The organism is Paracoccus sp. M683 (genome assembly GCF_007096355.1).
Taxonomy (GTDB): domain Bacteria; phylum Pseudomonadota; class Alphaproteobacteria; order Rhodobacterales; family Rhodobacteraceae; genus Paracoccus.
On the sequence record NZ_VKDF01000070.1, the window covers coordinates 1 to 276 of the forward strand.

Below are 276 nucleotides of genomic sequence, written 5' to 3' on the forward strand. Positions count from 1 at the left end.
CGCCATAGGGCCAATTTCCGACGCGCATCGTCCAGGCTGTCAAAAAGCTCCTCGTTCAGCAGCTCGTCGCGCAGGCTGCCGTTGAAGCTTTCGATGAACGCATTCTGCTGGGGCTTACCCGGATCGATGTCGTGCCACGGCACCTCGTTCTCGTCGGCCCATTTCAGGATGGCCCGACTGGTGAACTCGGTGCCATTGTCGCTGACAATGCAGCCAGGCTTGCCGTAGACCCGGACCAAGGCACTGAGCTCCCGGGCGACCCGTGCGCCGGAGAGG

At 62.7% G+C, this 276-nt stretch carries 1 protein-coding gene; it reads right to left on the reverse strand.

The genetic code is table 11. From position 1 onward, the window contains the following. A partial coding sequence (locus FNJ84_RS21825) for an integrase core domain-containing protein (protein WP_143795283.1) occupies positions 1–276 on the reverse strand: 276 nt, incomplete at both ends.